The 24,244-nt window shown below is 61.0% G+C and carries 27 protein-coding genes and 1 tRNA gene; 18 read left to right on the top strand and 10 right to left on the bottom strand.

Annotated elements, in window-relative coordinates; translation table 11 throughout:
* A complete protein-coding gene (locus tag AC2FNS_RS11505; protein ID WP_496727603.1) occupies positions 1 to 1,089 on the top strand; it encodes an ATP phosphoribosyltransferase regulatory subunit in 1,089 nt (362 codons plus the stop codon).
* On the top strand, positions 1,086 to 1,775 hold the full coding sequence (hisG, locus tag AC2FNS_RS11500; protein ID WP_496727602.1) for an ATP phosphoribosyltransferase: 690 nt from the start codon (positions 1,086 to 1,088) through the stop codon (positions 1,773 to 1,775). Before AC2FNS_RS11505 ends, hisG begins: the two co-directional genes overlap by 4 nt.
* A 2-nt stretch (positions 1,776 to 1,777) precedes the next feature.
* Here hisG and AC2FNS_RS11495 read toward each other — a convergent pair whose 3' ends face one another.
* On the bottom strand, positions 1,778 to 2,209 hold the full coding sequence (locus tag AC2FNS_RS11495; protein WP_496713314.1) for a DUF1489 family protein: 432 nt from the start codon (positions 2,207 to 2,209) through the stop codon (positions 1,778 to 1,780).
* A 129-nt stretch (positions 2,210 to 2,338) separates the two neighbouring features.
* Here AC2FNS_RS11495 and AC2FNS_RS11490 point away from each other — a divergent pair, with 129 nt between their 5' ends.
* Entirely contained in the window at positions 2,339 to 4,621 is a 2,283-nt protein-coding gene (locus AC2FNS_RS11490; protein ID WP_496713316.1) for an adenosylcobalamin-dependent ribonucleoside-diphosphate reductase, read from the top strand.
* Between the two features lie 557 nt (positions 4,622 to 5,178).
* On the opposite strand, the gene AC2FNS_RS11485 is transcribed toward AC2FNS_RS11490, so the two are convergent.
* Positions 5,179 to 5,514, bottom strand: a complete 336-nt coding sequence (locus AC2FNS_RS11485; protein ID WP_496713318.1) for an ArsR/SmtB family transcription factor — start codon at positions 5,512 to 5,514, stop codon at positions 5,179 to 5,181.
* Between the two features lie 326 nt (positions 5,515 to 5,840).
* On the opposite strand from AC2FNS_RS11485, the gene AC2FNS_RS11480 reads away from it, so the two are divergent.
* From AC2FNS_RS11480 to AC2FNS_RS11455, 6 genes are all read left to right on the top strand, one after another.
* Positions 5,841 to 6,473 (top strand): ATP-dependent Clp protease proteolytic subunit, encoded by a 633-nt coding sequence (locus AC2FNS_RS11480; RefSeq protein WP_149777001.1) that lies wholly within the window; start codon positions 5,841 to 5,843, stop codon positions 6,471 to 6,473.
* Positions 6,474 to 6,607: 134 nt separating this feature from the next.
* Positions 6,608 to 7,876 carry an ATP-dependent Clp protease ATP-binding subunit ClpX gene (gene clpX, locus AC2FNS_RS11475; RefSeq protein ID WP_496687323.1) on the top strand — a complete coding sequence of 423 codons (1,269 nt, stop codon included), beginning with the start codon at positions 6,608 to 6,610 and terminating at the stop codon, positions 7,874 to 7,876.
* A 63-nt stretch (positions 7,877 to 7,939) separates the two neighbouring features.
* The gene (locus AC2FNS_RS11470) at positions 7,940 to 8,302 is read left to right on the top strand and encodes a RidA family protein (RefSeq protein ID WP_496678481.1); all 363 of its coding nucleotides are present in this window, start codon (positions 7,940 to 7,942) and stop codon (positions 8,300 to 8,302) included.
* 79 nt (positions 8,303 to 8,381) lie between these two features.
* Entirely contained in the window at positions 8,382 to 8,765 is a 384-nt protein-coding gene (locus AC2FNS_RS11465; RefSeq protein ID WP_496678479.1) for an NADH:ubiquinone oxidoreductase subunit NDUFA12, read from the top strand.
* Between the two features lie 11 nt (positions 8,766 to 8,776).
* The gene (gene mlaD / locus AC2FNS_RS11460) at positions 8,777 to 9,229 is read left to right on the top strand and encodes an outer membrane lipid asymmetry maintenance protein MlaD (protein WP_496713320.1); all 453 of its coding nucleotides are present in this window, start codon (positions 8,777 to 8,779) and stop codon (positions 9,227 to 9,229) included.
* The gene (locus tag AC2FNS_RS11455; RefSeq protein ID WP_149777006.1) at positions 9,226 to 9,585 is read left to right on the top strand and encodes a DUF2155 domain-containing protein; all 360 of its coding nucleotides are present in this window, start codon (positions 9,226 to 9,228) and stop codon (positions 9,583 to 9,585) included. Before mlaD ends, AC2FNS_RS11455 begins: the two co-directional genes overlap by 4 nt.
* On the opposite strand, the gene aat is transcribed toward AC2FNS_RS11455, so the two are convergent.
* The 4 genes from aat to AC2FNS_RS11435 all read right to left on the bottom strand — a co-directional run bounded on the left by aat (position 9,549) and on the right by AC2FNS_RS11435 (position 12,771).
* Positions 9,549 to 10,181: a leucyl/phenylalanyl-tRNA--protein transferase gene (aat, locus tag AC2FNS_RS11450; RefSeq protein ID WP_496687327.1), complete on the bottom strand. Its 633-nt coding sequence runs from the start codon at positions 10,179 to 10,181 to the stop codon at positions 9,549 to 9,551. The genes AC2FNS_RS11455 and aat overlap by 37 nt on opposite strands.
* A gap of 51 nt (positions 10,182 to 10,232) precedes the next feature.
* Complete coding sequence (accC, locus tag AC2FNS_RS11445; protein WP_496713322.1) at positions 10,233 to 11,582, bottom strand: acetyl-CoA carboxylase biotin carboxylase subunit; 1,350 nt, start codon at positions 11,580 to 11,582, stop codon at positions 10,233 to 10,235.
* A gap of 9 nt (positions 11,583 to 11,591) precedes the next feature.
* Entirely contained in the window at positions 11,592 to 12,095 is a 504-nt protein-coding gene (gene accB / locus AC2FNS_RS11440; RefSeq protein WP_496713324.1) for an acetyl-CoA carboxylase biotin carboxyl carrier protein, read from the bottom strand.
* Between the two features lie 139 nt (positions 12,096 to 12,234).
* A complete protein-coding gene (locus tag AC2FNS_RS11435; protein WP_149777010.1) occupies positions 12,235 to 12,771 on the bottom strand; it encodes a LuxR C-terminal-related transcriptional regulator in 537 nt (178 codons plus the stop codon).
* Positions 12,772 to 12,967: 196 nt separating this feature from the next.
* On the opposite strand from AC2FNS_RS11435, the gene AC2FNS_RS11430 reads away from it, so the two are divergent.
* The 5 genes from AC2FNS_RS11430 to AC2FNS_RS11410 all read left to right on the top strand — a co-directional run bounded on the left by AC2FNS_RS11430 (position 12,968) and on the right by AC2FNS_RS11410 (position 18,890).
* Positions 12,968 to 14,266: a short-chain fatty acyl-CoA regulator family protein gene (locus tag AC2FNS_RS11430; RefSeq protein ID WP_496713332.1), complete on the top strand. Its 1,299-nt coding sequence runs from the start codon at positions 12,968 to 12,970 to the stop codon at positions 14,264 to 14,266.
* A gap of 79 nt (positions 14,267 to 14,345) precedes the next feature.
* Positions 14,346 to 14,726 carry a response regulator transcription factor gene (locus AC2FNS_RS11425; RefSeq protein ID WP_496678470.1) on the top strand — a complete coding sequence of 127 codons (381 nt, stop codon included), beginning with the start codon at positions 14,346 to 14,348 and terminating at the stop codon, positions 14,724 to 14,726.
* Complete coding sequence (locus AC2FNS_RS11420; RefSeq protein ID WP_496687331.1) at positions 14,723 to 15,043, top strand: hypothetical protein; 321 nt, start codon at positions 14,723 to 14,725, stop codon at positions 15,041 to 15,043. The genes AC2FNS_RS11425 and AC2FNS_RS11420 overlap by 4 nt, the downstream gene beginning before the upstream one ends.
* Positions 15,031 to 17,709 (top strand): ATP-binding protein, encoded by a 2,679-nt coding sequence (locus AC2FNS_RS11415; protein WP_496794698.1) that lies wholly within the window; start codon positions 15,031 to 15,033, stop codon positions 17,707 to 17,709. The genes AC2FNS_RS11420 and AC2FNS_RS11415 overlap by 13 nt, the downstream gene beginning before the upstream one ends.
* 77 nt (positions 17,710 to 17,786) lie before the next feature.
* Positions 17,787 to 18,890 (top strand): flagellar motor switch protein FliM, encoded by a 1,104-nt coding sequence (locus tag AC2FNS_RS11410; protein ID WP_496713328.1) that lies wholly within the window; start codon positions 17,787 to 17,789, stop codon positions 18,888 to 18,890.
* 16 nt (positions 18,891 to 18,906) lie between these two features.
* On the opposite strand, the gene AC2FNS_RS11405 is transcribed toward AC2FNS_RS11410, so the two are convergent.
* Complete coding sequence (locus AC2FNS_RS11405; RefSeq protein WP_496678463.1) at positions 18,907 to 19,335, bottom strand: protein tyrosine phosphatase family protein; 429 nt, start codon at positions 19,333 to 19,335, stop codon at positions 18,907 to 18,909.
* A 236-nt stretch (positions 19,336 to 19,571) separates the two neighbouring features.
* On the opposite strand from AC2FNS_RS11405, the gene AC2FNS_RS11400 reads away from it, so the two are divergent.
* A complete protein-coding gene (locus tag AC2FNS_RS11400) occupies positions 19,572 to 19,787 on the top strand; it encodes a hypothetical protein (protein ID WP_496678461.1) in 216 nt (71 codons plus the stop codon).
* 8 nt (positions 19,788 to 19,795) lie between these two features.
* Here the strand turns inward: AC2FNS_RS11400 and AC2FNS_RS11395 are convergent, their stop codons facing one another.
* Positions 19,796 to 20,014 carry a hypothetical protein gene (locus AC2FNS_RS11395; protein WP_490362563.1) on the bottom strand — a complete coding sequence of 73 codons (219 nt, stop codon included), beginning with the start codon at positions 20,012 to 20,014 and terminating at the stop codon, positions 19,796 to 19,798.
* 161 nt (positions 20,015 to 20,175) lie between these two features.
* Here AC2FNS_RS11395 and AC2FNS_RS11390 point away from each other — a divergent pair, with 161 nt between their 5' ends.
* Positions 20,176 to 20,442 (top strand): DUF2312 domain-containing protein, encoded by a 267-nt coding sequence (locus AC2FNS_RS11390; RefSeq protein WP_149777019.1) that lies wholly within the window; start codon positions 20,176 to 20,178, stop codon positions 20,440 to 20,442.
* A 31-nt stretch (positions 20,443 to 20,473) separates the two neighbouring features.
* On the opposite strand, the gene AC2FNS_RS11385 is transcribed toward AC2FNS_RS11390, so the two are convergent.
* Positions 20,474 to 21,349 (bottom strand): hypothetical protein, encoded by an 876-nt coding sequence (locus AC2FNS_RS11385; protein ID WP_496713634.1) that lies wholly within the window; start codon positions 21,347 to 21,349, stop codon positions 20,474 to 20,476.
* Positions 21,350 to 21,526: 177 nt separating this feature from the next.
* On the opposite strand from AC2FNS_RS11385, the gene AC2FNS_RS11380 reads away from it, so the two are divergent.
* Positions 21,527 to 21,602 (top strand) — tRNA-Thr (locus tag AC2FNS_RS11380).
* A gap of 80 nt (positions 21,603 to 21,682) precedes the next feature.
* Positions 21,683 to 23,086, top strand: coding sequence for a DUF6538 domain-containing protein (locus AC2FNS_RS11375; RefSeq protein ID WP_496803855.1), 1,404 nt, complete (start codon positions 21,683 to 21,685; stop codon positions 23,084 to 23,086).
* Between the two features lie 118 nt (positions 23,087 to 23,204).
* Here the strand turns inward: AC2FNS_RS11375 and AC2FNS_RS11370 are convergent, their stop codons facing one another.
* Complete coding sequence (locus AC2FNS_RS11370; RefSeq protein ID WP_496803854.1) at positions 23,205 to 23,822, bottom strand: hypothetical protein; 618 nt, start codon at positions 23,820 to 23,822, stop codon at positions 23,205 to 23,207.
* Positions 23,823 to 24,244 lie beyond the last annotated feature (422 nt).

Genomic DNA, 24,244 nt, shown 5'->3' with positions numbered 1-24,244 from the left:
ATGCCCAACCGATCCCAGATCCAGGCCCGGGCCGCGATGATGCGCGTGCGTTTCGAGGCCGCCGGGGCGCAGGTTGTCGACACGCCGCTGCTGCAATCGGCCGAGACGCTGCTGGACCTTTATGGCGAGGATATCCGCGCGCGCGCCTACGTCACCTCGGATGCGCTGCGCGGCGAACAGATGCTACGCCCGGATTTCACCCTGCCGGTGGTGCAGATGCACATGCGCGACGGGGCCGAACCGGCGCGGTATACCTATTCGGGCGAGGTGTTTCGCCGTCAGGAACACGACCCCGACCGCGCCAATGAATACATCCAGGTTGGCTACGAGGTCTTTGACCGCGACGATCCGGCAGGCGCCGATGCCGAGGTGTTCTCGCTGTTTGCCCTGCAATTGCGGGGCCTGCCGCTGCGCGCGGCGACCGGTGACATCGGCATTCTGACCGCTGCAGTACAAGGCCTGCGCACCTCCGACCAACGCAAGGCTGCGCTGATGCGCCATCTGTGGCGGCCGCGTCGGTTCCGGGCTCTGCTGGACCGGTTCGCGGGCCGCAAGCCCGAGCCGGACCACCGCGCCGCGTTGCTCGCTGCGGCCGACCCGATGGCATGCGACGCGCCGATGATCGGCAAGCGCCGACCGGCCGAGATCGCCGCCCGCATCGACGCCCTGCGCGCCGACCGCGACACACCGCCGATTTCAGACACGGAGATGGCCGGGCTGGACGCGCTGCTGGGCGTGCGCGAGACCATGCCCTATGCGCTGGAGCATCTGCGCGACATCGCCGTCGATCTGCCCCAGATCACCCCCGCGCTGGACCGGCTCGAGGCGCGGATCGCTGCCCTGCAGGCGCGTGGCGTTGATGTCGGCAAGCTGGATTTCGAGGCCTCGTATGGGCGCACCTCGATGGAATATTACGACGGGTTCGTTTTCGGCTTCTACGCCGAGCGCCGCCCCGATCTGCCGCCTATCGCTACCGGTGGGCGCTATGATGCGCTGACGCGGCGGCTGGGCAACGGGGCCGAGATCCCGGCGGTGGGTGGCGTGCTGCGCCCCGACCTGATGCTGGAAATCGAGGAGGCGGGCCAATGACCCTGAAGCTGGGCGTGCCGTCCAAGGGGCGGCTGATGGAGAAAACCTTTGCCTGGTTCGCCCGCCACGGGATCGAGCTGTCGCGCGCCGGGTCCGACCGGGAATACGCTGGCAAGGTGGACGGGATCGAGGATGTCTCGCTGATCCTGCTGTCGGCCGGAGAGATTCCGCGCGAGCTGGCTGCCGGGCGGATTCACTTGGGTGTGACCGGCACCGATCTGGTGCACGAGAAACTGCCGCGCTGGGAACAGCAGGTCGAAGAAATCGCACCGCTGGGCTTCGGCCAGGCCGATTTGGTGATCGCGGTTCCGGCCTGCTGGGTCGATGTCGAGACGCTGGATGACCTGGACGCCGCCGCCGCCGCCTTTCGGGCCACGCATGGGCACCGTCTGCGGATCGCCACCAAGTACCACCGCCTGGTGCGCGAGTTCCTGACCGATTCTGGGGTTGCCGATTATACGCTGGTCGACAGCCAAGGGGCGACCGAGGGAACGGTGATGAACGAAACCGCCGAGGCGATTGCCGACATCACATCGACCGGCGAGACCCTGCGTGCCAACCACCTCAAGATCCTGTCAGATGGGTTGATCCTGCAATCGCAGGCCACTTTGTGGCGCAGCCGGGTTGCGGAGTACGGGGCCACTGAAAAGGCCGCTCTGGCAGAAGTAATGCGCCGTTTGGGCTGAGGCTAGAGCACGCCGATTTCAGCCAGCGCGCGGTTCAGATCCTCGGGCAGGGCGTCGTCCTGCGCGCGGCTTTCGGGCAGGTCTGCGGGGCTGTCCTCGGGTTTCAGATAGCGCCAGCCTTGAAAGGGCCGTTTCTGCGCGCCCTGTGTGCGATGGACCTGCGGGTCCAGCACGATGGCGCAGCGGCGGATGCCATCCTCACCCGTCACCTCGTCCAGCCGCAAAATGCGCTGGCGGCACTGCACCACGCCCTTGATGACCCAGTAGATCGACCCTCCGTTCAGGATTTCGGCCTCGCGCTTGGGCCACATGCGGGTGATGTGACGGGGCAGGTGGTCGTCAAAGCGCAGCCGGTAGCTGTCCTGCCACGCGGCCAGGCTGGCGACGCTTTCCGAGCCGACCGAAAGTTTGATCAGGTTCACGTAGTTATCCACAACTCCCCCACAGAGTCGTCCCAAGGGTCACCTTGATATTGTAGTTCTCTGGCGCCTTTCATCAAGCTGTTGTGGCGGCGGGCGCAATGGGTTTAATATGACCGTCTCTTTCAAGACAGGGAATCACCAATGAGCCGCTTTGCCGCCCCCATCGCCGAGCAGATCTGGGACATGAAATACCGCTTCAAAAAAGCGGATGGCACGCCGATCGACAAGTCGGTCGAGGATACATGGCGGCGGATTGCGCGCGATCTGGCACGGGTGGAAAAGGACCCCGTGCATTGGGAACAGAAGTTCTACGAGGCGCTTGAGGACTTCAAATACCTGCCCGCTGGGCGCATCACGGCCGGAGCAGGTACCGCGCGGCAGGTGACCCTGTTCAATTGTTTCGTCATGGGCACGATCCCCGACAGCATGGGCGGCATTTTCGACATGCTGAAAGAGGCCGCGCTGACCATGCAGCAGGGCGGGGGGATCGGCTATGATTTCTCGACCATCCGGCCGCGCGGCGCGGATGTGCATGGGGTGGCCGCCGATGCCTCGGGGCCGCTGTCGTTCATGGATGTGTGGGACGCCATGTGCCGCACCATCATGTCGGCGGGCTCGCGCCGGGGCGCGATGATGGCGACCATGCGCTGCGACCATCCGGATATCGAACAGTTCATCACCGCCAAATCCGACCCGGCCCGTCTTCGTATGTTCAACATGTCGGTTCTGGTGACGGATGCCTTCATGGACGCGGTCAAGGCCGATGCCTCGTGGGATCTGGTCTTTGACGGCAAGGTTTATCACACGGTGCAGGCCCGCGATCTGTGGAACAAGATCATGCAGGCCACCTATGACTATGCCGAGCCGGGCGTGATCTTCATCGACCGGATCAACCAGGCCAACAACCTGAGCTATTGCGAGACCATCGCCGCCACCAACCCGTGCGGAGAGCAGCCACTGCCGCCTTATGGCGCCTGTCTGTTGGGTTCGATCAACCTGGCGCGGCTGGTGTCAGCACCGTTCGAAGACGCGGCTCGTCTGGACGAGGCGGCATTGCAGGAGCTTGTCGCCACGGCCGTTCGCATGATGGACAACGTGGTGGATGCCTCGAAATTCCCGCTGCCGCAGCAGGCCGCCGAGGCGCAGGCCAAGCGTCGTATCGGTCTGGGCGTGACCGGGCTTGCGGATGCGCTGTTGATGCTGGGTCTGCGCTATGGCTCGGACGAGGCGGCGCGTCAGACCGAGCGCTGGTTGCACGCGATCGCTCGCGCCGCGTATCTGGCGTCGGTGGACTTGGCCAAGGAAAAAGGGGCCTTTCCCCTGTTCGATGCCGAGAAATACCTGGCCAGCGGCACCATGCAGCAGATGGATGACGATGTCCGCGAGGCAATCCGCGAACACGGCATCCGCAACGCTTTGCTGACCTCGATCGCGCCCACGGGGACGATCTCTCTGTATGCGGGCAACGTGTCGTCGGGGATCGAGCCGGTCTTTGCCTATGCCTACACCCGCAAGGTGCTGCAGAAGGACGGCTCGCGCACCGAGGAAGAGGTGGTGGACTATGCCGTTCAGATGTGGCGCGACAAGTTCGGCGACGTCGAACTGCCCGACTATTTCGTGAACGCCCAGACCCTGACCCCGGCCGAGCATGTCAAGATGCAGGCTGCCGCGCAGAAATGGATCGACAGCTCGATCTCGAAGACGATCAACTGCCCCGAGGACATCGCGTTCGATGCTTTCAAGGACGTGTACATGCAAGCCTGGGATCGGGGCTGCAAAGGCTGCACGACCTATCGCCCGAACGACGTGACAGGTTCGGTGCTGACCGTTTCGGAAAGCGACGACAAGGTGCCAGGTGAAAGCGCGGATGCGCCGCACGAGGTGGATGGCGGCGATGTCATCTACATGTCCGAACCGCTGGACCGGCCGCAGTCGCTGGAAGGGTCGACCTACAAGCTGAAATGGCCCGATAGCGAGCACGCGATCTATTTGACGATCAACGACATCGTCATCGGTGGTCGGCGGCGTCCGTTCGAGGTGTTCATCAACTCGAAGAACATGGAGCATTACGCCTGGACGCTGGCCCTGACCCGGATGATCTCGGCCGTGTTCCGACGCGGTGGCGACGTGTCCTTTGTGGTCGAGGAACTGAAGGCCGTGTTCGACCCGCGCGGCGGGGCCTGGGTTCAGGGCAAGTACATCCCCTCGATCCTGGCGGCGATCGGTGGCGTGATCGAGCAGCACATGATTGCGATCGGGTTCCTTGAGGGGGAAGGGATGGGACTGAAATCCGACCCGCAGGCGCAGGTGGTCAATATGGACGCTCCCCGCGGCAAGGCCTGCCCGTCCTGCGGTCAGTATGAGATGCGCATGATCGAAGGCTGCATGACCTGCGCAAGCTGCGGCCATTCAAAATGTGGTTGATGGGGGAAGGCCGGAGTTGAGGTGAAATAACCAGAAATTTTTGGCCATTTGGCGCGTCTAAATGACCTTCTTCCTAGCATTTGGTATCCATTTTTCAGTTTCAGGCCCGGGTGCCAATGTGTGTGTGGTCATAATGCTGAATTTTCTTGAACCCGCCACCTCGGTTGCTTGAGAATGGCCGACAAGCACCTCAACCTGCCGTGTGATTGGGGCTTGCGCGGCCCCACTCGGGCCACGGTCCCCTCACACCGTGACAATTTCTTCCGGCTTATGTCTCCCCGTTGCCTTTCCGATTCTCCGTTTTCCTAAACATAACGGCGGATCTCTTCTTTGGGGGAGGGGCACCGGTACCTGATATTTTACAACACGCGGAGACCGCATTCATCGTTGGAAATGCAGACACCCGATCAGGCATATCTCAACCCGTCGTCACCAATCGCGGCGGCATAACCGAGCGGAAAACCAACCTACGAAACGGTTCAAACAAACCGAACCACCTCTCTGCACAAGCATCTTTCGCGGCGGGGATCCTGATCGAATGCCGGTTTCGGCATCAATCATTGGTCCGAGCAGAACAACTCGTACACCGTTTCGATCATCTTGCGCGGACGGTCGTCGGCCAGGCTATAGTAAATGGCTTTCCCCTCGCGGCGGGGAACCACCAGCCCCTCGAAGCGCAGACGCGCCAGTTGCTGGGACACGGCGGCTTGTCGTGCGGACAGCAGTTCTTCGAGTTCGGTCACTGATTTCTCGCCCGAGGCCAAATGGCACAGGATCATCAGCCGCCCTTCGTGGCTTATGGCTTTCAGAAAACCCGCCGCACGGGCCGCGTTTTCTGCCATGCGGTCCATTTCTTCGTTGGACATGTCCGAAGAAAGCTTGGGAAGCGTCATCCTGTTTGACCTTTTTGACTGTAACTCGACGAGGGCGGCGTGCCCAAGGCTCCATGGGTATTGCTGGCGGTCGTTTACACTTAGTAATCGGGAATTTCCATAAGAACGCTTCGCAATCTTGTAATGCGAGCACAAGCAGCCTAGGCAGTTCGCCCTGTTGCGCCGATTGCAGAGGATGGCATACGGGCAACGTAGATTGGCGGTCATGTCCGCATCGCAAACTCTGGCGCGGCTGACCCCTTGCAGCCCCTCGGCGCCGACACTAAGACTCGTGTAACGTCTTTCCGGGTATGGTCCCGGTCCATAGCAAATCAGGCAGGTTCCGAATGTTCGATCCAGTTGACACCTACATGAACACGCTCGTCCCGATGGTCGTCGAGCAGACCAGCCGCGGAGAGCGCGCCTATGACATCTTCTCGCGCCTTCTCAAGGAGCGGATCGTGTTCATCAATGGCCCGATCCACGACGGGATGAGTCATCTGATCGTCGCGCAGCTGCTGCACCTCGAGGCCGAGAATCCGAACAAGGAAATCTCGATCTACATCAACTCGCCCGGTGGCGTGGTGACTAGCGGGTTGGCCATCTACGACACAATGCAGTACATCAAGCCGAAATGTTCGACCTTGGTGATCGGCCAGGCAGCCTCGATGGGGTCGGTTCTGCTGGCCGGGGGCGAGAAGGGGATGCGTTTTGCGCTGCCCAACAGCCGCATCATGGTGCACCAGCCCAGCGGCGGCTATCAGGGTCAGGCCAGCGACATCATGATTCACGCGGCCGAGACGCAAAAGCTGAAGGATCGCCTTTACGATATCTATGCCAAGCATACCGGACAGTCGAAAAAGACCATTGAAAAGGCGCTGGATCGTGACAATTTCATGAGCCCGGAAGAGGCCAAAGAATGGGGCCACATCGACGAAATCGTCGAAAGCCGGACGAAGGCCGAGCCCGACGAAGCGTGATGCGGAAACCCCGCACCCACAGGTGCGGGGTACGATTTTGAGATTGTAGCTGCCTTGGCGCTGGCCTAAGCTCGGTCCAAGGTGGCAAGCGCGGTCCGCACGGGGCCGCAGGGATGAAGCCCGAAAGGTAGATCATGGCGACGAATTCAGGCGGTGACAGCAAGAACACGCTCTATTGCAGCTTCTGCGGCAAGAGCCAGCACGAGGTGCGCAAGCTGATTGCTGGTCCGACCGTATTCATCTGCGATGAATGCGTCGAACTGTGCATGGACATCATCCGCGAGGAAACCAAGGCCAGCGGGCTGAAATCCACCGACGGCGTGCCGACGCCCAAAGATATCTGCGAGGTTCTGGACGATTATGTCATCGGCCAGGCGCGGGCCAAGCGCGTGCTGTCGGTAGCGGTGCACAACCACTACAAACGCCTGAACCACGCGCAGAAGGCCGGCAGTGACATCGAACTGGCCAAGTCGAACATCCTGCTGATCGGCCCGACGGGCTGCGGTAAGACCCTTCTGGCGCAGACTCTGGCGCGGATTCTGGACGTTCCGTTTACCATGGCCGACGCGACCACGCTGACCGAGGCCGGTTACGTGGGCGAGGATGTCGAGAACATCATCCTCAAACTGCTGCAAGCCAGCGAATACAATGTCGAACGCGCGCAGCGCGGCATCGTCTATATCGACGAGGTCGACAAGATCACCCGCAAGTCGGAAAACCCCTCGATTACCCGAGACGTTTCGGGCGAGGGCGTGCAGCAGGCGCTGCTGAAACTGATGGAAGGCACCGTTGCCAGCGTGCCGCCGCAGGGCGGCCGCAAGCACCCGCAGCAGGAATTCCTGCAGGTGGACACCACCAATATCCTGTTCATCTGCGGCGGCGCATTCGCGGGACTCGACAAGATCATCGCGCAGCGTGGCAAGGGTTCGGCCATGGGCTTTGGCGCCGATGTGCGCGACAATGACGAACGCGGCGTGGGCGAGATCTTCCAGGATCTGGAACCCGAGGATCTGCTGAAATTCGGTCTGATCCCGGAATTCGTCGGCCGTTTACCGGTTCTGGCCACGCTCGAGGATCTGGACGAGGACGCTCTGGTCACTATCCTGACCAAGCCCAAGAACGCGCTGGTCAAGCAGTATCAGCGCCTGTTCGAGCTGGAAAACGTCGAGCTGGACTTTACCGACGACGCGCTGAAGGCAATCGCCAAGAAGGCGATCGAGCGCAAGACGGGTGCGCGAGGTTTGCGCTCGATTCTGGAAGACATCCTGCTGGACACGATGTTCGAACTGCCGGGCATGAAGAACGTGACCAAGGTGGTCGTGAACGAAGAGGCGGTGACCTCGGACGCGCAGCCGCTGATCATCTATGCCGACGCCGAGCCGGAAACGGTATCGGCAGGCTGATCCACGTGAAATTGGAAAACCTGCGGCGCGGCATTGTCCGCGCCGTTTTCGTATGAGGGCAAAATGACGATTCGGCGAATTTCCTCGGGGGGCGAGTTTGAGGCGAAGGTCGGCTATTGCCGGGCCGTGGTCGCCGGCGGCTGGGTGCATGTGGCGGGTACCGTGGGGCAGGGCGATGACGTTGTCGATCAATGCCGCTCGGCCTTGGAGATCATTGGCAACGCGCTGTCCGAGGCCGGGGCATCATTTGCCGATGCGGTCCGCGTGACCTACATGCTGCCCGACCGCACCGAGTTCGCGCCCTGCTGGCCCATTCTTGCCGACACCTTCGGGCCAAACCCGCCGGCGGCCACGATGATCGAATGTGGCCTGATCGACCCGAAATACCGGATCGAAATCGAGGTGACGGCCTTGCTGCCGACATGACGGGTGCGGTCTTTGTGGCACTGGACCTCTGCGAGGGTTTGGTCCATATCTGCGGGGACAGAAATGCCGGAGGCAGCCGATGGGAATCCTGAACACTCTATTGCGGGCCGTGACCTGGTGGAACGGAGCAACCCTGAACACCCAGATCTACACCGCGCGCAAGGGGATCAAGGTGGGCGAGGACGATCAGGGCAACGTGTTCTATCGCAATGCCGATGACAGCCAGCGCTGGGTGATCTTCAACGGCGAGGCCGAAGCCAGCCGAATCGATCCAGAATGGCATGGCTGGCTGCACCGGACATGGGACGAGCCGCCCACCGAAAAACCGCTGCGCCACAAGTCGTGGGAGAAACCGCATCAGGAAAACCTGACAGGCACGCCGATGGCCTATGTGCCGGCCGGATCCCTGCGCCGCCCCGAACCGGTGGAGCGCAAGGATTACGAGGCATGGCGCCCGGAATAAGCGAGGCATAGATGTCGACCCACAACATGACCGAAGTTCTGGTCGGCGGCGTCGTGCTGGCCTTCGCCATCGGCTTTGGCGTTTATGCCAGCCAGTCGACCGGTTGGTCTCAGGATACCTCTGGCTATGAACTGGGCGCCTCGTTCCGGTCGCTAGAAGGGGTTGGCGTGGGCACCGATGTACGGCTGGCCGGGGTCAAGATCGGTACGGTCACGAACGTCAAGCTGAACCCGGAAACCTACCGCGCCGATACCACCATCTCGGTGGCTGATGACATTCAGATCCCCGATGACAGCGCCATCGTGATCTCGTCCGAGGGCCTTCTGGGTGGCAACTTCGTCGAAGTCATGCCCGGTGGTTCGCCGTTCTATTTCGAGCCCGGCGATCAGATCGAGGACACGCAGGGCGCGGTCAGTCTGATCTCGTTGCTGGTCAAGTTCGTGGCCGGGGACAGCGCCGAATGATGATGCGTGCGGCCCTGTTTGTGCTGCTGGCGGCCGGCGCGGCCCAGGCACAGCAGAAGGTCACCTCGGGGGCCGGGGCGCTGCTGCGCGGGCTGGACAAGGTCAATGGCCAGACTGTCGACGTGCAGATGAAACCCGGCGAGACGGCCTCGATCTTCGGGCTGGACGTGGCGCTGGGGGATTGCCGGTATCCGACCGAGAACCCGACCGGCGACGCCTTTGCCTTTCTGACGATCTGGGAAAAGGGCGAGGCCGAACAGCTGTTCGATGGCTGGATGATCGCGACGTCGCCCGCGCTGAACGCCTTGGACCATTCCCGTTACGACGTCTGGGTGATCCGCTGTATCACGCCCTGAGGCGTTTGTGACAGCGGTGCGGTGAAATCAGCGCTGCCGGCGGTGGCCTGATCCAGAAGCCTGCGATATTCGTGCCGGGGAACCTCAATCGCCCCCAATGACGCCAGGTGCGCGGTCAGGAATTGCGTGTCGAACAGCTGAAACCCTGTCTGGCGCAGTCGGTCGACCAGATAGGCCAGTGCGATTTTTGATGCGTCCCTGCGGCGTGAGAACATGCTTTCCCCGAAGAAGGCCGCCCCCAGCGTCACACCGAAAACACCGCCGACCAAAGTGTCGCCCTCCCACAATTCCAGTGAATGGGCGTGGCCCGTCTCGTGCAGCTGCGCATACAGGCGGCGGAGTTGGCCGTTGATCCAGGTGTCGGCCCGGTCGGCGCAGCCGTCCACGACGGCCTGGAAATCGCGGTTGACGGTGACGGAGAACCCACAGTTGCGGATGCGTCGACGCAGGCTGCGCGAAATATGGAACCCGTCCAGAGGGAACACGCCGCGCAGCCGAGGATCGACCCAGAAAAGCTCCGGATCGTTTCGATGCTCGGCCATCGGGAAGATGCCGACGGAATAGCCATGCAGCAGAAGGTCGGGCGTCAGGCTCATGCGGAGCCCAAGCGAAAGGCGCCCGGAGAGCGTTTCTCCGGGCGGCCTGAATTACTGGGACATGTTCTCCGCAAGCCAGTGCTCCAGCCAGTGGATGTTGTAGTCGCCGCTGTGGATGTCGGGCTCTTGCAGCAGGGCGCGGAACAGCGGAATGGTGGTGTCGATGCCGTCCACGATCAGTTCGCCCAGGGCCCGGTTCAGGCGCGCCAGGGCTTCGGGGCGGTCGCGGCCGTGCACGATCAGCTTGCCGATCAGAGAGTCGTAGTAGGGCGGGATCGAGTACCCGTCATACAGGGCTGAATCCATCCGCACACCCAAGCCGCCCGGCGCGTGGTAGGCCGTGATCTTGCCCGGGCAAGGCGAGAAGTTGGGCAGTTTTTCCGCGTTGATCCGCACCTCGATTGCATGGCCATTGATCTTGAGGTCGTCCTGACCGAAGGACATGGGCTCGCCCGCGGCTACAAGGATTTGCTCGCGCACCAGATCGACGCCGAAGATGGCCTCGGTCACGGGGTGTTCCACCTGCAGGCGGGTGTTCATCTCGATGAAATAGAACTCGCCGTTCTCATAGAGGAACTCGATCGTACCGGCGCCGATATAGTTGATCTTGGCAACTGCCTCGGCGCAGATCTTGCCGATGCGCGCGCGCTCCTCGGGGGTGATGCAGGGGCCTGGGGCCTCTTCGAACACCTTTTGGTGGCGCCGCTGCAGCGAGCAGTCGCGCTCGCCCAAATGGACCGCGTTGCCCTTGCCGTCGCCAAAGACCTGGATCTCGATATGGCGGGGCGTGGTCAGGTATTTCTCGATATAGACCTCGTCATTGCCGAAGGCGGCCTTGCCTTCGGCCCGCGCGGTCATGAAGGCGCTTTCCATCTCGTCGGCGGTCTGGGCAACCTTCATGCCGCGCCCGCCGCCGCCGGCGGTGGCCTTGATGATGACCGGATAGCCGATTTCTTCACCGATCCGCTTGGCCGTGGCCAGATCGGGCACACCTCCGTCCGAGCCGGGCACGCAGGGCACGCCCAGTTCCTTCATCGTATCCTTAGCGGTGATCTTGTCGCCCATGATGCGGATGTGTTCCGCAGTGGGGCCAATGAAGGTGATGCCGTGGTCTTCGACGATCTGCACGAAATCGGCGTTTTCAGACAGGAAGCCATAGCCGGGATGGATCGCCTGCGCGCCGGTGATCTCGCAAGCCGAGATGATGGCGGGAATGGATAGATAGCTTTTCGGGCTGGGTGCCGGGCCGATGCAGACGGATTCGTCGGCCATGCGCACATGCATGGCGTCGCTGTCGGCGGTCGAATGCACCGCGACCGTCGCAATCCCCATCTCGCGCGCGGCACGGATCACACGCAGGGCGATCTCGCCTCGGTTGGCAATCAGGATCTTGTCGAACATGGGCGCGCCTTACTCGATGATGACCAGAGGTGTGCCGAACTCCACCGCGTCGCCGTCGGCGACCAAAATGCGTTTGACGGTGCCCGACTTGGGGGCGTGGATGTGGTTCATAGTCTTCATCGCCTCGACGATCAGCAGCGTGTCGCCTTCGGAAACCGATGCGCCCACGGTCACGAACGGGGCCGCGCCCGGCTCGGGCTGCATGTAGACGGTGCCGACCATGGGTGAGGTGACGGCACCGGGGTGGCTGGCCGGATCGTCGGCCGGAGCGGCGGCCTCGGCCGGCGCGGCGGCCGGTGCCGCCGGAGCAGTGGGCGCCGCCGGGGCAGCGGCCGGTACCGCCACCTGAACCGGTGCCGCGGGCGCCGGAGCGACACGGCTGACGCGCACGTTCAGGCTGTCTTCCTCGCCATATTCCCGTTTGACCTGCAGTTCCGTCAGATCGTTTTCGCGCAGCAATTCAGCCAATGCCTTGATGAACGCCACATCCGCTTCGTGTCTGGTATCTGTCATGAGTGTCCTCGAAGGTTCCCCTATGGCCCGTCTGTCTGCGCGGGCTTTGCTCAATTACGCTGCGTTATAGGGCAACGCGACGGCCATGAAAAGCGCAGTCTGGGCTGGGTTCGGCCATGAAACGCCAGCACAGCGTCGGCTAAAGTGGCGTGCCCGATAGCTTGGCCACCAATTCAGGCAGCTTGCGGGCCCCGAACTTTTCCAGAAGCCGAGCGCGATAGGCCTCGATGGTGCGGTAGCTGAGCCCAAGTTCGGCGCCGATCTCCTTGGCCGATAGGCCGCGGCACGACAGGATGGCAACCTCGCGTTCGCGCTTGGTCAGCTCGACCAGCGGGCGTTCTTCGGAAATGTCGGAAAAGCTCCAGATTCCATGGCGAAACGGGTCGTCGGGCGTCAGCGAGCGCCCGCGTGCCCGGCACCAGAACAGGTCGCCATTGCGGCGACGCATCACCCGCTCATCGGAGTAATATCCCGTGTCGCGCATCACCTGCAGGCTGCGGGCGCCGATCCTCTCCCAATCGGCGACCGAAGGGTAGAGATGCAGCAACGGCATGTTCCGATAGTCGGTCTCCTCGCCGCCGAAGGTGCGGGCGAATTGCAGGTTGCAGCGCCGGATGATCCGGTTCTCAAGTTCGACCAGGCCGATGGGCGCATATTCGAATGCGGGATCGCTCATGCCGGTATGGTGGCGGGATTTTCGGCCGAATTGAAGGGGAGAGTTGCCCACGCGCCGCTAGACTTCGGCAGGAATTGAGTAAATCCTGTAAATCAGGTTTGAAAACACTCGCGTAACCCCTTTAAATCAAGGCAGGTATCAGCAAAACCTGTCTTGGAGCTATGTGCTTGCCAGGCATCAGCTGAGGAGGAAGATCATTGTGAGAGATATGTTGACCGGAAGTCGTATCCGCGAGAGGCGCCAGATTTCCGGGCTGAAGCAGGCACAGCTGGCGCGCCAGGTGGGAATTTCGGCATCCTATCTAAACCTGATCGAACACAACCGGCGCAGAATCGGCGGTAAGCTTCTGGTCGACATCGCGGCGGCACTGTCGGTCGAGCCGTCGGTGCTGACGCAGGGGGTCGAGGCCACGCTGATCGCGGCCCTGCGCGAAGCCGCTGCCGACGCGGTGGGGCAACGCGCCGAGATCGATTCGCTTGACGAATTTGCCGGACGGTTTCCGGGCTGGGCCGGTGTGCTGGCCCAGATGCACCGTCGTGTGGTGTCGCTTGAACGTACGGTCGAGACCCTGTCGGACCGGCTGACCCACGACCCGCATCTGGCGGGCTCGATGCACGAGGTCCTGTCGACGGCAGCTGCGATCCGCTCGACTGCCGCGATTCTGGCCGAACCCGGCGAACTGGATGCCGAATGGCGCGACCGGTTCCATCGCAACCTGCACCAGGATGCCGAGCGCCTGGCGGAAAGCTCGAAGGCCCTGGTCGCCTATCTGGATCAAAGCGAAAGTCCCGGCGACCGGCGCGGATTGCCCATGGAGGAGGTCGAGGCCTTTTTGGACCAGCGCGGATTTCACCTGCCCGAGCTGGAGGACGGCGAATACGGCGATGACCTGGTGCAGCATGGTTTGCGGTCGGCGGCGGCCAAGTCGCTGGTCCGGCAGGTGCTGAAGCAATATGCGCAGGACGCGCGGGCCATGCCTTTGGGCCGGCTGCGCGAGGCCCTGCAAGCGGATGGGCTGGATCCGCTGACACTTGCCGCGCGGTTTTCGGTCGATCTGGCCACGGTGCTGCGGCGGCTGGCCTTCCTGCCCGAGGATGTGTTGCCGCGACCGGCGGGATTGGCGGTGTGCGATTCGTCCGGCAGCATCATCCTGCTCAAGCATGTCCCCGGTTTCGCCATGCCCCGGCACGGCGATGCCTGCCCTTTATGGCCCGTGTTCTCTGCGTTGAACCGGCCCTTGGTGCCGGTTCACAGCCGTGTCACCCTTATGGGCCGCAGCGCCGCCGAGTTCGAGTGTTTCGCCATCGCCTGGCCGCAGCCCGTTTCGGGGTTCGGACGCGAGCCGGTCTATCGCTCGGTGATGCTGGTGGTGCCGCCGGGCGACGACAAGACCCAGTCAGGGGCAGAGGTGCAGGTCGGGGCAAGCTGCCGGATCTGCCCCAAGACGGGCTGCGCCGCCCGGCGCGAGCCGTCGATTCTGAGTGAAGGTTTTTGACAGTTTCGCGACGCACCGCTTAATCTGCATGCGACCGTCCGCCAAACGTCGCGGCCGGTCTTGGGGAGGGAATACCAACATGAGCCGCAGGGTTCTTTTGATCGAGGATGAGCCGAACATCACCGAGGCCATCCGGTTTCTGCTGACCCGCGAAGGGTGGGTGGTGGAAACCCATGCCGAAGGTGGGAACGCGGTCGAGACGATTCTGGCTGCGCGGCCCGATCTGGTCATATTGGACGTGATGCTGCCCGGCAAAAGCGGCATGGACGTGCTGCGCGAACTGCGCGAGCACGCCGACATGAAGGCGCTGCCGGTCCTGATGCTGACCGCCCGCGGACAATCGCGCGACCGCGAGATGGCCGAGAAGGCCGGGGTCAGCCGGTTCATGACCAAACCGTTTTCGAATGTCGAAGTGCTGACCGCCGTACGAGACCTGTACGCACAGGCGTCGCGGTCATGAGCGCGCCCGGCCCCGGGCGACCGACAGCAGAGGGGCCGCGCCCGTCGGTCTTTTTGGAGCGCCAAAGCTATCGCCGCCGCCGGTTGGCGGATGCGGCGCGAATGCTGCCCTTTCTGGGGGCTGCTTTGGTCGTGATCCCACTATTGTGGCCGCGCGCCGATGTCGAGGGGCAGGGGATGCCCCTGTCGTCCGCCATGCTGTACATCTTCATCAGCTGGGCCGGGATGATCGCGGTCAGTTTCCTGTTCGGTCTGGCGGCGCGGCGCATGGCTGCGCGTGAAGACGCCAGTTCTGAGGGTGCCCCATGGCGACCATGAACATTCTGATCCTGGTCTGTCTGGGCTATGTGGTGCTGCTATTCGGCGTCGCCTTCGCAGCCGACCGGATGGCCGCGGCCGGACGCGGCCGCTGGCTGCGCTCGCCCTTGATCTACACCCTGTCGCTGTCGATCTACTGCACGGCCTGGACGTTCTATGGCGCCGTGGGCAGCGCGGCCCGGTCGGGTTTGGAATTCGTCACGATCTATCTTGGTCCGACCCTGGTGATGATCAGCTGGTGGTGGGGCCTGCGCAAACTTGTGCGGGTGGGGCGCAGTCAGCGGGTGACCTCGATCGCCGACCTGATCTCGTCGCGCTACGGCAAGTCGAACACGCTGGCGATCTGCGTCACGATCCTAGCCGTGCTGGGGGGCACCCCGTATATCGCGCTTCAGTTGCAGTCGATCACGTTGTCCTTCTCGATCTTCGCCGAGGCTGACCCGTCGGGCCTATACCGCGAAGGGGCCAGCGTGTTCTGGGTGGCGGCCGGGCTGGCGGTGTTTGCAATTTTGTTCGGCACCCGCAACCTCGATGCGAACGAACGACATCACGGCGTGGTCACGGCCATTGCGTTGGAATCGGTGGTCAAACTGTTTGCGCTGCTGGCGGTGGGCATCTTCGTCGTCTGGGGCATTGCCGGCGGAGTGACTCCGATGATGGAGCGGATCGACGCGTCGGAGATCGGGCGCTGGAATGTGGATGCGGGGCGGTGGATGACGATCACCTTCCTGTCGGCTGCGGCCTTCGTCTGCCTGCCGCGTATGTTCCAGGTGATGGTTGTCGAAAACGACGACGAGGCGCATCTGCGTACGGCCGCCTGGGCCTTTCCGTTGTACCTGCTGTTGATGAGCCTGTTCGTGGTTCCCATCGCCGTTGTCGGGCTGGATCTGCTGCCGGCCGGGTCAAACCCCGATCTGTTCGTGCTGACCGTACCCCTGTCGCAGGGCAATGACTGGCTGGCGATGCTGTCCTTCATCGGCGGGTTTTCCTCGGCCACGTCAATGGTGATCGTCACCGCCATGGCGCTGTCGACGATGGTGTCGAACCATGTGGTCATGCCGATCTGGCTGAACACGCGCGAGCGGCGAAGCTCGATTTCCGGTGATGTGCGCAACGTGGTTCTGATGGCGCGCCGGATTTCGATCGCCGCGATCATGGCGTTGGGCTTTTTCTACTATCGTCTGTCCGGCGGCGGGGCGGCGCTGGCCTCGATCGGATTGGTGGCCTTTGCCGGGATCTCGCAGATCCTGCCCGCGCTGGTCGGCGGGCTGTTCTGGCGCGGCGCCACCCGGACCGGCGCGTTGGTCGGGCTGAGCGTGGGGTTCTGCCTGTGGGTCTACACGCTGCTGCTGCCGGGAATGGGCGGGGGCATCATGTCCGCGTCCGTTATCGAAAACGGCCCGTTCGGCATGGGTTGGCTGCGGCCGCAGGCCCTGTTCGGGTTGGAGGGTCTGGACCCGATGACCCATACGGTTCTGTGGTCGCTGTCGCTGAACGCGCTGGCCTTCTGCGTGGCTTCACTGCTCAGCTTTCCCAGCCCTTTGGAACGCCTTCAGGGCGCGCAGTTCGTCAACGTGTTCGACCACTCGGTGGCGCCCGGCGGTTGGACCGGATCGGTGGCGCAGAGCGAAGACCTGATGATCATGACCCAGCGGATACTTGGCGCAGCCCCCGCGCAGGAGTTCTTTCAGGCCGAAGCCGAACGCCAGGGCGTTCGCGGCCGCCTGCCCGAGCCTACGCCCGGCTTCCTCGAACGGCTCGAGCGCGAGCTGAGCGGGTCGGTCGGCGCGGCGACGGCCCACGCGATGATCGGGCAGATCGTGGGCGGGTCTTCGGTGTCGGTCGAGGACCTTCTGGCGGTGGCCGACGAATCGGCTCAGCTGCTGGAATACTCCAGCCAGCTCGAGGCGAAATCGGCCGAGCTCACCCGGACCGCCCGCAAGCTGCGGGAAGCGAATGAGAAGCTGACTCAGATTTCAATGCAGAAGGATGCCTTTCTGGGGCAGGTCAGCCACGAACTGCGCACGCCCATGACTTCGATCCGGGCGTTTTCCGAGATCATGCGCGATACCGACGGTCTGAGTGCGGATGAAACCCGCCACTACGCCACCATCATCCATGACGAGGCGCTGCGCCTGACCCGCCTGCTGGATGATCTGCTGGATCTCAGCGTGCTGGAAAACGGGCAGGTCAATCTGAACATGGGCGACGCCAGCCTGCGGACGGTTTTGGACCGCGCGGTGTCCACTGCTTTGGCTGGGGGCGAACGGCGGTTGAAAGTGCGTCGGTCACTGCCTTCCGAACGCGTTGCACTGCACACTGACCTGGACCGGCTGGGGCAGGTATTCATCAACCTGATCTCGAATGCGCAGAAATACTGCGACGCCGCCGAGCCGACGCTGACCATTTCCGCCCATGATGTGGGCGGGCAGCTCGTGATCGATTTTGTCGACAATGGCAGCGGCGTGCCGGCTGATGCGCAGTCCATGGTGTTTGAGAAGTTCGCGCGTGTGGGATTCGACAAGGCCGGAGGCGCTGGGCTGGGCCTGGCGATCTGCCGCGAGATCATGCAGCGGCTGGGGGGCGAGATCGTCTATCTGCCGGGCCAGGGCGGAGCGGCGTTTCGGGTCAGCTTGCCGCTGGCACATCGGCAGGCGGCGCAATGACGTCAGCCTAAAGACATTGGTAACGGTCCGGGGTGTAGACCTGAGGGCGAAGTGTTTCAAAACGATGGAACGATGTGATGTCGAAATCGGTCAGCTCTGTGCTGGCGCGCAAATTGTCTGCGACTCAGCGTGGTACGATGGCGGCGTCCCGGGCCGTTCTGCGGGCTCTGCGTTTGGCGCTGGCGCGGACCGCCGTCGAAGGTTTTCGCCTTGCGATTTCGGTGATCGGTGCAAAGCAGGCTGGCCGTAAGGCCGAAAACCTGACCGAAGGGCTGGATGAAAGCTGGCTGTTTCTGCTGGTCGCTGCCGGTGAGGAGCGCCTTGCAGCTGTTGCACTCGATCCGGGTTTGGTGTCGGCTGTGATCCAGCAACAGACGATTGGCGAGGTCTTGCCCGCTCCGCCCGAGCCGCGCCCCTTCACCGATACCGATGCCGCAATCGTCGCGCCGCTGATCGACGGCATGTTCGCCCGCGCGACGGAATTGCTTGAGGATCCGCAGGATGTCGCGCTGCTGTCGGGGTATGAATACGTCTCACGCGCGGCGGATCTGAGGGCGGTTTCCCTGGCCTTGGTCCAGGAGGCATACGGCCGATATGAGCTGACCGTCGAACTGGGCCGAGGTGCCCGGCAGGGGATGGCCGTCATGCTGTTGCCCGATCCGTCGGACTGTCCAGGCCCTGACGATTCACGCAGCAATCCCGCCGAGAAGCTTCTGGCCGAGGCCGCGGGCATCATGCGGGCGGAACTGAACGCCGTGATCACCCGGTTGCAATTGCCCTTGGCGGAACTCTCCGGGTTGAGCGCCGGAGATGTGCTACCGCTGACCGGGGCCAGGCTGGGGCAAATCGATGTATTGTCCATCGATCGGGCGCGTGTGGGCACTGGCCGATTGGGCCAATGCGGCGGCATGCGCGCGCTGCGTCTGACTGGCAAAACAGTGAGCCCGTCCGTTTCGGCCAAGGATGCCAGGGCATTTGTCGAGCATGCGGGGAACAGGTTCGGCCCTGACAAATCAGAGCCCCTGCAGGTGGACGAGTCCGAGTCGGGACATGACGTTCTGGTCTCGGAAACGTCTGTGTCCGAACTGGACCGCGACGACCTAGATGCGATCGGAACGGATCAGCTGGCCAAGAAGATCTCGGAATTGTCGGGCTTGCCCGTGACCCGTTCGTCTTCTTGACGGGAAAGTCCGGCGATCAGGCGGTCGGGCGCATCTGTTCCAAGGCCGGGCGGAGCTGTTCAAGTTCATACCCGGCCTTGCGGGTGGCTTCGAGAATCTCGTCCACCGGCAGGCTGTCCGTCTGCCCAAGTGCCCAGACAACCGAGCACCGCGTACCTGATGCGCAATAGGCCAGAACCGGACCGGGGCCGCTTTCGATCAGCGTTTTCTGGTGGGACACGTTGACCGGAGTCATCGTCTGATGAGTCAGTTCCAGCACCTCGAACTCCAGTCCGGCCTCGCGTATGGCGCGTCCGATCACGTCGGACTGCATGTGCGGCGGCACTTCGGCATTGGGCCTGTTGCAGATGACCTTTGCAAAACCCGCAGCCTTGATCGCAGGGATATCCTCGACCGTGATCTGCGGTGAAACTGAATAGCGGGGCGTGATTTGGCGAATTTCCATGCCGAAGCTTTAGGCTGCGTTTCCGGTTCTGTCCAGTTTTCACGGGTCGGTTAGGGTCAGACCGTTTTTGATGTCCGTCAAGGGCCGTTGCGTCATGATGGTGTAGTATCCATGGTATCATTTCTTGGTGAGGGGCTCGCGATGCGCAAAAACCTGCCAGAGGGCCGAGGCTTGGATGGCGGTTCGCAAAGCCCCTCCCCATATCAGGGATGCTGGCAACATGCGGGAGGATGCCGATGACTGCACATGATTTCTCTGCCGAGATCGCGAGGTTGGAAAGAAAATTGCGTGGAGCAAACCTGGAAACACGCCTGGCCCTTCAGCCGTCGGTAAGCAAGGTCATTGATCGCATGCGCGCGGAAGGCGTGCCCGTCCCGACTCGGCTGCGCCTGTTGGATGCCGCCTTGGCTGAGGACGCCCTTGAGGCGAAATTCGACAATCTGCCGATCTGAGAGGGCCTTCAGCCCAGGGAAATCCCCAGAATCACCAGCATCAGCCCGATGACGGATAGAAACAGCGCGCCCAAGTTCCAGGGGAGAACGCCTTGGACCGTTGCGCGTAGTTCGTCATCCGACAGGTTTGACCTGCGCGCCTTCATCACGCGAAGGATGCACCAGACCAAGCCTGCAAGCCCCGCGACGGACAGGCTTGCGCCGCCCCAGATGAAAAAGTCGAACATGGCTCGCCTCGTGTTTCATGCCGTGCAGTTGCGGATACCGGATCGCCCGGGGCGGCACAAGTCACGGCTTGGCTGGTCTCTTGCGACCGCTGCCGCCCCGATGTATCCGGCAGGGTGACCGTCACGCCGGAAACACCAATCACCACTTGGGAGAGACGCCAATGGAAGACATGACCGAAAACCAGGCCGCAGCGAACTATCGCGTCACCGCTGGCGAGTTGCGCCAGTTCATCGAGCGGTTCGAGCGTCTGGAGGCCGAAAAGAAAGACATCGCGGATCAGCAAAAGGAAGTGATGGCCGAGGCCAAGGCCCGCGGTTACGACACCAAGGTCATGCGTAAAGTCATCGCGCTGCGCAAGCGCGACAAGGACGATATCGCCGAGGAAGAGGCGGTGTTGGAAATGTACAAGGAAGCTTTGGGCATGTAGCCGCGGCGTGCCATGCCGGGCGGTGCGGGCCTCAGAGGCCCAGAACACGTATGCCCGGCATGGATTTAAGCCGCGCAAGGTCCTGTGCATACAGTTCTGTAAAGGCCTCGACGATGTCCGTATTCCACCCGGGCAGGTCCAGTTCTTCCTCAACCTCATGCGGCAGCGCGTGATCTTCGAACAAGGCGGAAAGATCGGCCAGCAGGGCCGGTCGGTCACCCGCGTTTTCCGGCCGGATCAGTTCTTCCAGCCTGTCGCGGCCTTCATTGTCCAACAGCGATGTCAGCAGCGCAAATTCGTTCTCGATCGGCGTTTCGCGTGGCAGGCCACAGATGGCACGGACGATATCTCCGAAAATCACCGGCAGATCTTCGTTGGCCCAAAGGGTGATGGCCACGTTCGGCGCGAGGTCGCGGATGTCCTCGATCATCGTCAGCCAACTCAGGCAACTGACATCGGTGTTCGCCAAGGTTTCGGCCCGATCCTCGGGCGGCAAGGCCATCAGGACCTTGGGGATGAAGCTTCCGGGGTTCCTCACGCCGACAAAAAGCTCAATCCCGGCCGGCGCAAAGGTTTGCTCGAGAAATGCCACGCGTTGTCCGGCCAAGGGATAGAATTGCCCATCCCTCAAGGCCGTGGGAGTCTCTCCGATGAAGTCCGGGGATGTCAAAACGGTTCTTTGATACTCGATGTCGTCCGGTATCAAGCTGCGAAGTCGATCGACGGTTTCCGGCTCCACTTGGCCGTTGGTCAGGTCTTGCAAGGGCGACATGAACATCTGACGACAGCGTCGCGGTCCATACAGCACGACGCCGACATCGGTCAGAAGGTCGGAATTCGCGCGCAGGGCATGAAGCAGAAGGCCCTCGTCGGTGAAATCTGCGCCAGAATGAATGGCTAGATGCATTGCTGATGCGGTCCTGCGGTTTCCGGTCTTTGTTCATCGGGTACAGTCTGTTTGGGATGAGGTCAAACCTACAGGGCAATTCGAGACCGACCACGCGTCTTGCCGGATACGATCCGGCAAACAAGTTGGAGATTCAGGCTTGCAGTCTGTAACGCGAGGCGGTAACCGACATTCGGAGCCCCTATAGCTCAGCTGGTAGAGCAACTGATTTGTAATCAGTAGGTCCGCGGTTCGAGTCCGTGTGGGGGCACCAAAACCTTCTATGATTGTCTTTAAAAAACAATGCTTTAGGGCGATTCTTTCTGTTTGCGAGGTGACACAAGGGGTGACGCGATGCCCCTAGTCTTGGAGGAATATGGGGCGATCGTGGTCTTGGCCAGGTATGTGACGCAGAAGAAAGACGGAGGTGTCTTTTACTTTCGAAGGCGCCTCCCTGAAGACGTGAAGAGGTACTACCCCCAGCAGAGTAAGCGGGGAGAGTTGTATTTTTCTCTGAAGACCAAAAGCTTGAAGGAGGCGGTTAAAAAGGCACATCGCTTGGCCTCCGAACAGGACGCGCTCTGGGAAAGTCTTCGCACTGGTATGGTTGATGCTGGACCAGAGACGATTAGCGCTGCTATGGCGCTTCTAGAAGCTTACGGTCTTCGGCCAGGTCAGTATAGAGAATTTGAAAAACACAACCTTGAACCAGACCGCTTTCTGGACGACCTACACTTTCAGGCTGGCGTACTTGGTTCTGAAGACCAGACACCCGATTGGAAGGACCGACTTCCGCTCGTATACAGAGAGGCGGCCAATCTTTTCTATGGGGCCAAGAAACCGGTATTTTTGTCTCAGGCATTAAATGAGTTTCAAGCACTGAAGGGTGAAGACCCAAACATCAAGCCGGGAAGCAATAGAGCTAAAGTCGTGTCAGACTTCATTAGTCTGTGCGGTGATCTCCCGATTGATCAGTACACGCGGGAACACGCAAATCTGTTTCGGGACCATTTGCTGGAACGTGGTAACAAAACAACCACGGTTAGAAGGCGGATCAACGACATTAGACCTATTTTCAACACGATCTTGCGAGAATACGAACTAGAAGATAGGGGTATCTTTGACGCAATCAGAATACCAAAATTTGGTCATGATACCGAAGACCGACATCCCTTTTCGGATCAGGAATTGAAACTTATTCAATCCGTGTGTCTGCAAATTGATGATGATATCAGACAGGTAATCGGTCTTCTGTCTGACTCTGGTATGAGGGTTGCTGAAGCCATCGGTCTTCGGACCCAAGATGTGTTTCTTAGCGAACCAAATCCATTTGTTCGTCTCAGACCTCATGAAACACGGAGTCTAAAGACCAAGGGTTCTGAACGGGATGTTCCATTGGTTGGGGCTGCTCTGTGGGCAGTTGAACACGCCATGAAGCAGTCCAAAGACGGTTTCCTGTTTCCCCGCTATATTGACTTCAAATCAACGCCACCAAAGCACAAAGCTACCCACGCATCTAATGCGTTCAATAAGTGGATCAGAGGCCTTTCTATTTCAGACAAACACAACAAATCGTCACACTCTTTCCGACACTCTGTTCAAGACCGTCTTCGGGATGCAGAAGTGCCAGAGGAAATCCGAAATGCGATCTGTGGGTGGCAGACAAGGGGCATGGGAGCGCACTACGGGAAGGGGTTCTCAATCAAGTTGTTGGCTGAACACATGCAAAAAATAGTAAACAGAGACCTATTTCCGTAGTGACTGTTTGGGGTAGCCAAAAAATACTCAACCGACAAAACACCCCACCCGTATTAGCCCACTCGTATGGACGGGGGACCAACTTCTAGAGCAGTATATATATATTGGTGAAGACGTTTTAGGCTGCTTGATCGAAGCAGGTTTTTGGTTCTTGTTGTATTTCCCCCGTTTCGGGCTCTGGGGCTTGTCCTGTCACCACAGCATGTACCGAAGCGTTCCAATACCGTTGGCAGTAAAGCTCGGCAGCTTGGGTGATTGTGGGGTACTCTGGAGTGTGCCGCCAAAATAGTTTCGGATCAAAGTCAGAGCCAGCATAGACTAACTTGCCGGTTCTTAGGTCCCTGCAGTGGTAGGGGCTTGCGAATACGTAGTACTGGCGGCACAGCTTGTTCATAAGTTCGCTGCTTCCGCCGCAAAGAAGGTATTTGTTTGTCAGAATGTTTCGTAATTTTTGATTCCCATTTCGCGCGAGGTCGATAAGCTCCTTCATGTAGCCCAGCCTCTGGTTGACTGGTAGCGAGTAGAGGATTTCGGCATGGCGCATCGCGCTGTTCATTAGCTCCATCTGCTGTCTGCGTTTGGTCGGACTAGAAGCAGCATTGACTGGGTTTTCCTTTCTAGACTTGGACTGGTGGTGTGCTTTGCGACACTTTTCCTGGCAATATCTTTGGTCTTTGCGTCGCTGATAGTATTCACATCCGCAGTGCAAACAAACTTCGGTCACGAGCTTACCCATTTGGGTACCTCCATTCGTTTCTAGCTTTGGGTGAGGGTGAGAAATACCGTCTGTGCAACTGGCGTTGCCAAAAGGGGAAGTATGCGTTCGACATCGTTGGTCGGTCCGCTATTCTTCCTTTATAGGCTGATTTTCCGAACCGCTTTTATAGACCAGTCTAACGGTAGAACTTTGGAAACTGGGTTCAGCTTTTGAACGAAAGGCCGCCTAAATGAGCAACGGGACCGGAACAAATTCGTGACAGGTCCATCAAGACCGCAACTCTCAAGAGTTCGCTATTTTCTGTGGTTCCCTCGGCGCTTTGTGGACCGACGGTCACGGGCAAACTGGATGTGCAAGCCATAGCGTGTTTTGAAAGACTCTATCCGTCGCTCTCCACGTTCCGGCTCGAAGTGTGAGCGTACTGTTTTGATTTAGCTGCT

The organism is Ruegeria sp. BHSA191 (genome assembly GCF_059613325.1).
Note: the sequence above shows the minus strand (reverse complement) of the source record. Positions and strands in the feature narration are given on the sequence as shown.

Coding starts and splice junctions, on each gene's coding strand:
- AC2FNS_RS11435 (WP_149777010.1), bottom strand. CDS start 12,771: ATGAGCGATCCCGCATTCGAATATGCGCCCATCGGCCTGGTCGAACTT.
- AC2FNS_RS11490 (WP_496713316.1), top strand. CDS start 2,339: ATGAGCCGCTTTGCCGCCCCCATCGCCGAGCAGATCTGGGACATGAAA.
- AC2FNS_RS11465 (WP_496678479.1), top strand. CDS start 8,382: ATGGGAATCCTGAACACTCTATTGCGGGCCGTGACCTGGTGGAACGGA.
- accB (WP_496713324.1), bottom strand. CDS start 12,095: ATGACAGATACCAGACACGAAGCGGATGTGGCGTTCATCAAGGCATTG.
- AC2FNS_RS11505 (WP_496727603.1), top strand. CDS start 1: ATGCCCAACCGATCCCAGATCCAGGCCCGGGCCGCGATGATGCGCGTG.
- AC2FNS_RS11385 (WP_496713634.1), bottom strand. CDS start 21,349: ATGCATCTAGCCATTCATTCTGGCGCAGATTTCACCGACGAGGGCCTT.
- AC2FNS_RS11415 (WP_496794698.1), top strand. CDS start 15,031: ATGGCGACCATGAACATTCTGATCCTGGTCTGTCTGGGCTATGTGGTG.
- AC2FNS_RS11395 (WP_490362563.1), bottom strand. CDS start 20,014: ATGTTCGACTTTTTCATCTGGGGCGGCGCAAGCCTGTCCGTCGCGGGG.
- aat (WP_496687327.1), bottom strand. CDS start 10,181: ATGAGCCTGACGCCCGACCTTCTGCTGCATGGCTATTCCGTCGGCATC.
- hisG (WP_496727602.1), top strand. CDS start 1,086: ATGACCCTGAAGCTGGGCGTGCCGTCCAAGGGGCGGCTGATGGAGAAA.
- AC2FNS_RS11390 (WP_149777019.1), top strand. CDS start 20,176: ATGGAAGACATGACCGAAAACCAGGCCGCAGCGAACTATCGCGTCACC.
- AC2FNS_RS11480 (WP_149777001.1), top strand. CDS start 5,841: ATGTTCGATCCAGTTGACACCTACATGAACACGCTCGTCCCGATGGTC.
- AC2FNS_RS11470 (WP_496678481.1), top strand. CDS start 7,940: ATGACGATTCGGCGAATTTCCTCGGGGGGCGAGTTTGAGGCGAAGGTC.
- AC2FNS_RS11405 (WP_496678463.1), bottom strand. CDS start 19,335: ATGGAAATTCGCCAAATCACGCCCCGCTATTCAGTTTCACCGCAGATC.
- AC2FNS_RS11420 (WP_496687331.1), top strand. CDS start 14,723: ATGAGCGCGCCCGGCCCCGGGCGACCGACAGCAGAGGGGCCGCGCCCG.
- AC2FNS_RS11400 (WP_496678461.1), top strand. CDS start 19,572: ATGACTGCACATGATTTCTCTGCCGAGATCGCGAGGTTGGAAAGAAAA.
- AC2FNS_RS11370 (WP_496803854.1), bottom strand. CDS start 23,822: ATGGGTAAGCTCGTGACCGAAGTTTGTTTGCACTGCGGATGTGAATAC.
- AC2FNS_RS11410 (WP_496713328.1), top strand. CDS start 17,787: ATGTCGAAATCGGTCAGCTCTGTGCTGGCGCGCAAATTGTCTGCGACT.
- mlaD (WP_496713320.1), top strand. CDS start 8,777: ATGTCGACCCACAACATGACCGAAGTTCTGGTCGGCGGCGTCGTGCTG.
- accC (WP_496713322.1), bottom strand. CDS start 11,582: ATGTTCGACAAGATCCTGATTGCCAACCGAGGCGAGATCGCCCTGCGT.
- AC2FNS_RS11455 (WP_149777006.1), top strand. CDS start 9,226: ATGATGATGCGTGCGGCCCTGTTTGTGCTGCTGGCGGCCGGCGCGGCC.
- AC2FNS_RS11425 (WP_496678470.1), top strand. CDS start 14,346: ATGAGCCGCAGGGTTCTTTTGATCGAGGATGAGCCGAACATCACCGAG.
- AC2FNS_RS11375 (WP_496803855.1), top strand. CDS start 21,683: ATGCCCCTAGTCTTGGAGGAATATGGGGCGATCGTGGTCTTGGCCAGG.
- clpX (WP_496687323.1), top strand. CDS start 6,608: ATGGCGACGAATTCAGGCGGTGACAGCAAGAACACGCTCTATTGCAGC.
- AC2FNS_RS11485 (WP_496713318.1), bottom strand. CDS start 5,514: ATGACGCTTCCCAAGCTTTCTTCGGACATGTCCAACGAAGAAATGGAC.